Below are 9627 nucleotides of genomic sequence, written 5' to 3'. Positions count from 1 at the left end.
CATGCAGATCATCATGCTTTGTGGATAAATCCAAAAAACCCAAACCATTTAATTAATGGAAACGATGGTGGTGTTAATATTACTTATGATGATGGTGAGAATTGGATAAAAAATAACTCGCCTGCGGTTGGGCAATTTTATGCCATAAACGTAGACAACCAAAAACCATACAGAGTTTATGGAGGTTTACAAGATAACGGTGTTTGGGTTGGTGCTCATAATGCTCTAGAAAACAAATCGTGGCATCAAAGCGGTCAATATCCTTGGGAATCTATAATGGGTGGTGATGGTATGCAAATTGAGATTGATAATCGTAATCCAGATATTGTGTACACAGGCTACCAATTTGGAAATTATTATAGAATAAATAGAGCAACAGGAAGGCAAAAGTATATTCAACCAAAGCACGAATTAGGAGATACACCGTATCGTTTTAATTGGCAAACACCAATTCATTTATCTATGCATAATCAAGATATTTTATATTTAGGTGGTAATAAATTAATGCGTTCTATGGATCAAGGAGAGTCTTGGAAAGCCATTTCACAAGACTTAACCCAAGGCGGAAAAAAAGGAAATGTTGCTTATGGTACATTAACGAGTATTAGCGAATCGCCTTTCGAGTTTGGTTTAATTTATACAGGTAGTGATGATGGATTAGTTAATGTAACTAAAAACGCAGGCGGAAGTTGGAAAAACATAACAGCAGGTTTACCTAAAGACTTATGGGTAACTAGAGTTATTGCTTCTAAACACAAAAAAGAGCGTGTGTACGCCACTTTAAATGGCTATAGGTTTGATGATTTTAATTCTTATGTTTTTGTTTCTGAAAATTATGGTAAATCATGGGCCAAAATAAATTCTAACATTCCAAATTCTCCAGTAAATGTCATTCGCGAAGATTATGTAAATAAAAACATTCTGTATTTGGGGACAGATAATGGTGCTTATGTTTCGTTTAATAATGGCGAAATATGGGAAGCATTTTCTAAAGGTATACCAGCTGTTGCAGTTCATGATATCGTTTTGCATGAAGAAAATAAAGATTTGTTACTTGGAACGCATGGAAGAAGCATTTACAAAACAAATGTAGAACCATTGCAAAAAATGAATACAGGCTTAATAAATGAAGCAATCACTCTTTTTGATGTCAAAAAAATAAGAGGAAACAGTCGTTGGGGAAACAGCTGGAGTAAATGGATGAAACCTTACGAGCCCTCAACAAAAATTAAGTTTTTTGCCAATACTGCAGGTAAAAAGACAATTGAAATTAGAAGTGACAAAAATACGGTGTTACAAACTATAGATGTTCAAGCAGATAATGGGTTTAATTATGTAGATTACAACCTAACAATTACAGAAAAAGGGAGAAAGAAACTATTAAAAGAGAATACATTAATAGATATAAATAAAGCCAAAAACGGCAACTATTATTTACCAAAAGGAGGGTATTTAATATACATTAATGGAGTAACAACAGGATTTGAAATAGAATAATACTTTTAAATAATTAACGTTATACAATTGTAATCTTAAACTTTAAATACATGAAAAATTTATTTTTTTACTATATTTTCAATTAGTCTTTTTTTAGTCTCATGTAGTGATGATAATAGTGATGTTGTTGAAAATAATAATGCACTAGCAAATCTAATTATTAAACTTAAGTTCGATCCAACACAAGAACGTTTAGATAATATTGGACAGCCCTCTGAAATTCCAGCAGGAAACGCATCACAATCACCAATTGTTTCAAGAATGAGTGCTAAATATATTGAGCTTACTCCTTCAGCTTTTACAGCTTTGGGTCAAGGAGAAGTATTATTTAAAGGCGATGAAACTAGTCAAGGTGGAAGTCTAGCAATAGATTTTCAAAATGCACAATTTGCATGAAATAATGAAACGTTTTTAACCCTACCATTAAGTGATATCGCAGCTGGTAATTACGAATGGGTTCGTGTATCTCTTGCCTATCAAGAAGCAAGTATTAATCTATTAGTAAACGGCAATGATATTACTGGAACGCTTGGTAGTTTTGTAGGTTACAATAGCTATATTTCATCTTTTGATATAAATGGAAACACATTTGACGTTAATGAGAATAAACTGCAAGGTTTTTGGGCATTCGAAGCTTTAGGTTTTACTTCACAAGGTCAAGCTCCAGAAGGAGCAACAACAGTTCCTAACCCTTTATTTAACTCCTCTCCAATTCCGCAAGGTTCTTGTGTGGTTACAGGAGAGTTTTCTACACCATTTACTATTTCTGGTAATGAAACTGAAGATATAGAAGTCGTTCTGTCGTTTTCGGTAAATAATAGTTTTGAGTGGACAGAAGTTAATAATGATGGAATGTATGAGCCATCTGCTGGTGAGCAGGTTGTAGATATGGGACTTAGAGGTTTAATACCAAGTGTTTCTAATTAATTCTACGAGCTAATCATAGAAACATTAGAAACCAAATTAATCTTCTTTCTGGAAATTTTTGGCCAAGAGAATTACTATTATAGTAGAAGCAATTACAGTCAGGTTATAAAAACTAGATTAATGAACGTTTAGTTATCAACTCACATGTCTGTAACTCCATTGAAAATCTTAGGCTCAACCTCTAACTTATATCCATTCTAAATAATAGATAAGCATATTTAAAATTTGTAATACCAACTAGCGTAAGTTATCTTTGTTGAAACTATACTTTAACTACAAAAACAATGAGCGGAATTTTAAATTCTTCAATAGGAAGAAAGTTTGCAATGGCACTTTCGGCACTCTTTCTAATGGTATTCTTACTTCAGCATTTTTCTATTAATATGCTTTCAGTAGTAGCACCAGATGCTTTTAACGATGTGTCGCATTTTATGGGAACATTTTGGGTTATTCAATATCTATTACAACCTGTTTTAATACTAGGTGTTATTTTTCATTTTGTAATGGGATTTGTTTTAGAAATTAAAAACAATAAAGCAAGAAAAATAAGCTACGCTAAAAATAATGGTGGTGCTAATTCTACTTGGATGAGTAGAAACATGATTTGGAGTGGGCTAGCCATTTTAGGATTCATGGCACTACATTTTTACGACTTCTGGTTTCCGGAAATAAATATCAAATTTATCGAAGGAGATATGTCTGGTCTTATAGATCCAAATAATGCAGATAGTGGTTACAGATACTTAGAGCACTTACAACATAAATTTGTAGACGTTTGGAGAGTTGCACTTTATGTAATTTCATTTGTTTTCCTAGCATTACATTTATTACACGGTTTCGAATCGGCATTTCAATCGGTTGGAGCAAATAACAAATACACAAAAGGATTAAAAGGTTTTAGTAAGGTTTATGCAATTGGAATTCCACTTGGATTCATTTTTATTGCTTTATTTCACTTTTTTAATCATTAATACACAGAGAGATTTATGGCTTTAGATTCTAAAACACCTCAAGGTCCACTTGCAGACAAATGGACAAATTATAAAAACAATATAGACCTAGTAAATCCTGCTAACAAGCGTAACATAGATGTTATTGTTGTTGGAACTGGATTAGCTGGTGGATCTGCAGCTGCTACTTTAGCAGAGCTTGGTTATAATGTGAAAGCATTTTGTTTCCAAGATTCTCCAAGACGTGCACACTCTATTGCAGCACAAGGCGGAATTAATGCAGCAAAAAATTACCAAGGAGATGGAGATTCTACTTACAGATTATTTTACGATACTGTAAAAGGTGGAGATTACCGTTCTCGTGAAGCTAACGTATATCGTTTAGCAGAAGTTTCAGCAAATATAATAGACCAATGTGTTGCGCAAGGTGTTCCTTTTGCACGTGAATATGGTGGATTACTAGATAATCGATCGTTTGGAGGTGTATTAGTGTCTAGAACATTCTATGCAGCTGGACAAACAGGACAACAATTATTATTAGGCGCTTATTCTGCAATGAACCGTCAAATCGGTCGTGGAAAAATAAAAATGTACAACCGTCATGAAATGCTTGACGTTGTTAAAGTTGATGGGAAAGCAAGAGGTATTATAACACGTAATTTAATTACAGGAGACATAGAAAGACATTCGGCTCACGCAGTTGTTTTAGGAACAGGTGGATATGGTAACGTATTCTTCTTATCTACAAATGCAATGGGATCTAATGTAACAGCTGCATGGAAAGCTCACAAACGTGGTGCTCACTTTGCAAACCCTTGTTACACACAAATTCACCCAACATGTATTCCAGTTTCTGGAGATCATCAGTCTAAATTAACATTAATGTCTGAGTCTCTAAGAAATGATGGACGTATTTGGGTGCCAAAACATAAAAAAGATGTCGAGGCTATTAGAAACAAAACATTAAAACCTACACAATTAGCTGAAGAAGATAGAGATTACTACTTAGAGCGTCGTTATCCAGCATTTGGTAATTTAGTACCACGTGATGTTGCCTCTCGTGCAGCAAAAGAACGTTCTGATGCTGGTTTTGGAGTAAATGCTACAGGTGAGGCTGTCTATTTAGATTTCGCTTCTGCTTTTATGCGTTATGGAAAAGAGCAAGCCCATGTAAAGGGATTAGATGAAAATGACGATGTACTAGTTAAAAAATTAGGTCAAGAAATAGTTAAAAATAAATATGGTAATTTATTTCAGATGTACGAGAAAATCGTAGATGAGAATCCATATGAAACTCCAATGATGATTTATCCAGCAGTACACTACACAATGGGTGGACTTTGGGTTGATTACAATTTAATGACAAACGTTCCTGGATTATATGCCATTGGAGAAGCAAACTTCTCTGATCATGGTGCTAACCGTTTAGGAGCTTCTGCATTAATGCAAGGTTTAGCCGATGGTTATTTTGTATTACCATATACTATTGGAGATTATTTAGCCGATGATATACGTACAGGACCAATTTCTACAGAAAGTAAAGAGTTTGTAGAAGCTGAAGCTGAAGTAAGAAAAAACATAGACCATTTAATTAATAATAATGGATCACATTCTGTAGATTACTTCCACAAAAAATTAGGAAAAATCATGTGGAACAAATGTGGAATGGCAAGAAACGCTGAGGATTTAAAATCTGCAATTACTGAAATATCTGAATTAAGAGCAGAATTTTGGAAAGATGTTCGAGTGCCAGGAACACAAAATGAATTTAACGAAGAACTTGCAAAAGCAGCTCGTGTAGCAGATTTCTTAGAGTTAGGAGAATTATTTGCTAAAGATGCTTTACAACGTGAAGAATCTGCGGGTGGTCACTTTAGAGAAGAATACCAAACACCAGAAGGTGAAGCAGTACGTAAAAAAGAGTTTCAATACGTATCAGCTTGGGAGTATAAAGGAGAACCAAAAGATGCAGTACTTCATAAAGAAGAACTAGAATACGATAATATTAAAGTTAAAGAAAGAAGTTACAAATAAAGAATAGCTATGGATTTAAAATTAAAAATATGGCGTCAAAAAAACGCTAACGATCAAGGGAAAATGGTTGATTACCCAATCAGCAATGTATCGCCAGATATGTCTTTTCTTGAAATGTTAGATGTTTTAAATAACGAGTTAATAGAAAAAGGAGAAGAGCCAGTATCTTTCGATCACGATTGTCGTGAAGGAATTTGTGGTTCATGTTCACTATATATTAATGGAGAAGCACATGGTCCAGATCGTTTAATAACTACGTGTCAATTACACATGCGTACGTTTAAAGATGGAGAAACTATTGTTATAGAACCTTGGAGAGCTAAAGCATTTCCTGTAATTAAGGATTTGGTTGTAGATAGAACAGCGTTCGATCGTATTCAACATGCAGGTGGATTTATTTCTGTAAATACATCTGGTAACACTATAGACGCAAATGCAATCCCTATTAATAAAGCGGATGCCGATAAATCTTTTGAAGCAGCAATGTGTATTGGATGTGGTGCTTGTGTTGCGTCATGTAAAAACTCATCGGCAATGTTATTTGTAGGTGCAAAAGTATCACAGTTTGCATTATTACCACAAGGTAAAATTGAAGCAACAGAGCGTGTTTTAAATATGGTTAAACAAATGGACGATGAAGGTTTTGGTAACTGTACAAATACAGGAGCTTGTGAAGTAGAGTGCCCAAAAGGTATTTCCTTAGAAAATATAGCACGTTTAAATCGTGAGTATTTATCAGCAAGTTTAAAAGGATAAAAATAATTACGAAAGTAGAATTTCATATTCATAACATAAAAAACCTAAGCCATATGCTTGGTTTTTTTTATTAGATTTACTTATAATTTTTTTAAAATGAAAAAAACATATTTATTATTTGCCTTAGCATTGAGTATTTTCTTTGTTAGTTGTAAAGCACAAACAGCCGAAACTACTGAAAAACAAAAAAAAAGGTAGAGATAGCTAACTACTCTTACTCAACTAAAGATTTAATTAATAATATTAAAACCCTATCCTCTGACGCTTTTGAAGGTAGAAGAACAGGAACAAAAGGAGCCGAAAAAGCAAAAACTTACATAATTAACGCATTTAAAAAAGAAGGAGTTAAGCCTTTAGGAGGCGATTTTGAGCAACATTTTACATTTTCAAAATATAATGCTGTAAACATTTTAGGTGAAATAAAAGGAACTGTAAATATTAATAAATACATAGTATTATCTGCACATTACGATCATGAAGGCATAAAGAATGGTAAAATTTATAATGGAGTAGATGATGATGCCTCTGGTATTAGTGCATTAATTGCTTTTGCTCAATATCTTAAAGTAAATCCACCTAAATACAGTGTTATTTTAGCCGCTTTCGATGCTGAAGAACTAGGTTTAAAAGGTGCTTACCATTTTGTAAAAGACAATGTTATTCAACAAAGAAATATTATGTTAAATTTGAATATGGATATGATTAGCAGAAGTAAAAAAAATCAATTATTTGCTGTAGGCTCTCGCTATTATACTCATTTAAAACCGACCATTGAAAATTTTCAAGACTTAGGAAAAGTAGATTTATTAATTGGACATGAAGGATTAGGCGATGGAGATAACTGGACGAATTCTAGCGATCATGCAGCATTTCATAAAGCTAACATTCCTTTTATTTATTTTGGTGTAGCAGACCATGAAGATTACCATAAACCTACAGATGATTTTGAGCGTATTGATAATCAATTTTATAAAGATGCTGTAGAGACAATCATTCAAGTTTATACAAAATTTGATGCTTTAGAATTATAAAGTTAATGCAAAAGACAACGACATACTATCAAGAGCAATTAGCAATTTATAAAGCTGAGGTTTCTAAGTTATATAAGCAATTAACAGGTTTAAGTACTGCAAGATTATTAGTTTTTGTTGCTACAATAGTTGGTATATATTTTACATTTAGTAATTGGCAAATTTCGTTGGTTTGTGGTTTAATAGGAGTAGTTGTATTTCTATACTTATTATCAAAACATACTGCATTAAAAGTAGAGCACAGTTTAAAAAAGGCTTTAGTTTCTATAAATGAGGAGGAGATAAAAATTGGCAAAGGAGATTTTTTTCATAGAAACGAAGGACAAGAATTTCAAGACCCACAACACAATTATGCCTTAGATATCGATTTATTTGGTCGTGGTTCTTTTTTTCAGTTTGTAGATAGAACAGCAACACAAATTGGTGCTTTAGCATTATCTAAAGCATTAAAAGCTAATGATATTTCTGATATTGATAAAAGACAAGAAGCAATAAAAGAACTCTCTACAAAACCAGAATGGCGACAACAGTTTCAAGCCACTGCAAACTTAATAAAAGTTGAAACTAAACCAGATCAAATTATTATTTGGTTACACAAGCATAACTCGTTTTTACCAAAATTTTTAAAACGTCTACCACTAGCGTTTGCAATAGTTTCAATACTACTTCTAGTTTTAGGTATAATACAACTAATCTCCATTAATTATTTTGGGTATTGGTTATTAATTGGGTTGGCTATTACTGGTAAATATTTAAAAAAGATAAACGACTTAGCCGCTAATACAGATAAAATTCGTGATACGTTTAGACAATACGCTCAGCTTTTAAATGCTATCGAAAACGAAACATTTACTTCAGAATTACTTCAGGAAAAACAAAAAAGTATTCAATTAAAAGATAAAAAAGCATCAGCTATATTAGCCGCTTTATCCAAAGCGATGGATGCTTTAGATAATAGAAATAATCTTATTTCTGCTATTTTTGGAAACGGTTACTTTCTAACAGATATAAAAAACAGTTATGCAATCGAGCAATGGATTGAAACTTACCATAACAAAGTAGAAGATTGGTTTGAAGTTGTAACATTTTTTGACGCTTATAACAGTTTTGGGAACTATGCTTTTAACCACAAAAACTACATCTATCCTAAAATTATAGAAGTAGGAAAGCAAACTAAAGTTACCAAATTAGGTCATCCATTACTAAAAACCGAAAAGCGTATTGATAATAATTTCAATATAGAAAACGAGCAGTTTTTTATTATTACAGGAGCAAATATGGCTGGAAAAAGCACGTTTTTAAGAACAGTTTCTTTACATATTGTAATGGCCAATGTTGGCTTGCCTGTTTCTGCAAAAACAAGTGAATACGTTCCAGTAAAACTAATTACAAGCATGCGAACAAGCGATTCTCTAACAGACGATAGTTCTTATTTCTTAAGTGAATTAACACGCTTAAAACACATTGTAGATGCTATTGAAACAGATAATTATTTTATTATTCTAGACGAAATTCTAAAAGGAACAAATAGTACAGATAAGGCCATTGGCTCAAGAAAATTTGTAGAGAAGTTAGTAGCAAGTCATGCCACAGGAATTATTGCAACACACGATTTAAGTTTATGTGAAATCGAAAAAGAACTAGAAGAAGTAAAAAACTACTATTTCGATGCACAAATTATTGATGATGAGTTGTATTTCGATTATACTTTTAAAAAAGGAATTTGCCAGAATATGAATGCTAGTTTCTTATTAAAGAAGATGGAAATTATTTAATTGCTTAGAACAAAAAAAGAAGGGTTTAGAACATTCTTTATCCATTACATATACAAATAAAGGTTTTAGTCTCTACCTTAGCTATCCTATAAGTTTAATATCAAGTCTTTTATTGCATTTTCTAACTCTGATGGACTGTAATAATGATGTAGTTTTACAATATTCTTCTTAGATCTTTGATACCTCTCTATCTTTCCTTGGGTTTGAGGATGATTAGGTTTGCCTCTAACGTGTCCCATTCCTATTTCTGATAAATAGGATTTTAACTCATTAGAGATATAACAACTTCCGTTATCAGATAGTAATCTTGGAATTTTTTTTTCTTCCAGATTTGCATTATAAATTGCAGTATCAATACTTCTTTTTACGTCTTCAGTTTTCATTCTTTCACAGAGTTCCCAGCTCACAATATACCTAGAGTAATCATCCATAATTTTTGATTTTAAAGTAGGTGAAGTCAGTCTGCCATTGTTGATGTACTCTTGAAGGTTGGTCTTTAAACTTCTTTGCTGCAGCTATTACAATATGAGTTGGAGTGGTTATCAATCCTCTTGTTTTTAGTATCCTATAGACAGAAGACTCAGAGATGAAATATCCTCTCTGATCTGTGATGTGTGCCGCTAACTCTCTTGGAGATAATTCAGGTCTTTCTAATGC

At 32.8% G+C, this 9627-nt stretch carries 8 protein-coding genes and 2 pseudogenes; 8 read left to right on the top strand and 2 right to left on the bottom strand.

Features of this window, described 5'->3' with window-relative positions; all coding sequences use genetic code 11:
* The 8 genes and pseudogenes from QNK89_RS04810 to QNK89_RS04775 all read left to right on the top strand — a co-directional run.
* A pseudogene (locus QNK89_RS04810) lies at window positions 1–1497 on the top strand (glycosyl hydrolase); the annotation flags it as partial.
* 261 nt (window positions 1498–1758) lie between these two features.
* The gene (locus QNK89_RS04805) at window positions 1759–1893 is read left to right on the top strand and encodes a hypothetical protein (protein ID WP_340169828.1); all 135 of its coding nucleotides are present in this window, start codon (window positions 1759–1761) and stop codon (window positions 1891–1893) included.
* 333 nt (window positions 1894–2226) lie between these two features.
* Window positions 2227–2424 (top strand): hypothetical protein, encoded by a 198-nt coding sequence (locus QNK89_RS04800; RefSeq protein WP_340169826.1) that lies wholly within the window; start codon window positions 2227–2229, stop codon window positions 2422–2424.
* Window positions 2425–2708: 284 nt separating this feature from the next.
* Window positions 2709–3395, top strand: coding sequence for a succinate dehydrogenase cytochrome b subunit (locus QNK89_RS04795; RefSeq protein ID WP_340169825.1), 687 nt, complete (start codon window positions 2709–2711; stop codon window positions 3393–3395).
* A gap of 15 nt (window positions 3396–3410) precedes the next feature.
* Entirely contained in the window at window positions 3411–5408 is a 1998-nt protein-coding gene (locus tag QNK89_RS04790; RefSeq protein ID WP_340169824.1) for a fumarate reductase/succinate dehydrogenase flavoprotein subunit, read from the top strand.
* A gap of 9 nt (window positions 5409–5417) precedes the next feature.
* Window positions 5418–6164 carry a succinate dehydrogenase/fumarate reductase iron-sulfur subunit gene (locus QNK89_RS04785; protein ID WP_340169823.1) on the top strand — a complete coding sequence of 249 codons (747 nt, stop codon included), beginning with the start codon at window positions 5418–5420 and terminating at the stop codon, window positions 6162–6164.
* Window positions 6165–6364: 200 nt separating this feature from the next.
* Window positions 6365–7195 (top strand): M28 family peptidase, encoded by an 831-nt coding sequence (locus tag QNK89_RS04780; protein ID WP_340169829.1) that lies wholly within the window; start codon window positions 6365–6367, stop codon window positions 7193–7195.
* Window positions 7196–7200: 5 nt separating this feature from the next.
* A complete protein-coding gene (locus tag QNK89_RS04775) occupies window positions 7201–8970 on the top strand; it encodes a DNA mismatch repair protein MutS (protein WP_340169822.1) in 1770 nt (589 codons plus the stop codon).
* 86 nt (window positions 8971–9056) lie between these two features.
* Here QNK89_RS04775 and QNK89_RS04770 read toward each other — a convergent pair whose 3' ends face one another.
* On the bottom strand, window positions 9057–9353 hold the full coding sequence (locus QNK89_RS04770) for a hypothetical protein (RefSeq protein WP_340169821.1): 297 nt from the start codon (window positions 9351–9353) through the stop codon (window positions 9057–9059).
* A 40-nt stretch (window positions 9354–9393) separates the two neighbouring features.
* A pseudogene (locus tag QNK89_RS04765) lies at window positions 9394–9627 on the bottom strand (IS3 family transposase); the annotation flags it as partial.

It is taken from the genome of Lacinutrix sp. (assembly GCF_037625555.1).
Lineage (GTDB): Bacteria > Bacteroidota > Bacteroidia > Flavobacteriales > Flavobacteriaceae > Lacinutrix.
Note: the sequence above shows the minus strand (reverse complement) of the source record. Positions and strands in the feature narration are given on the sequence as shown.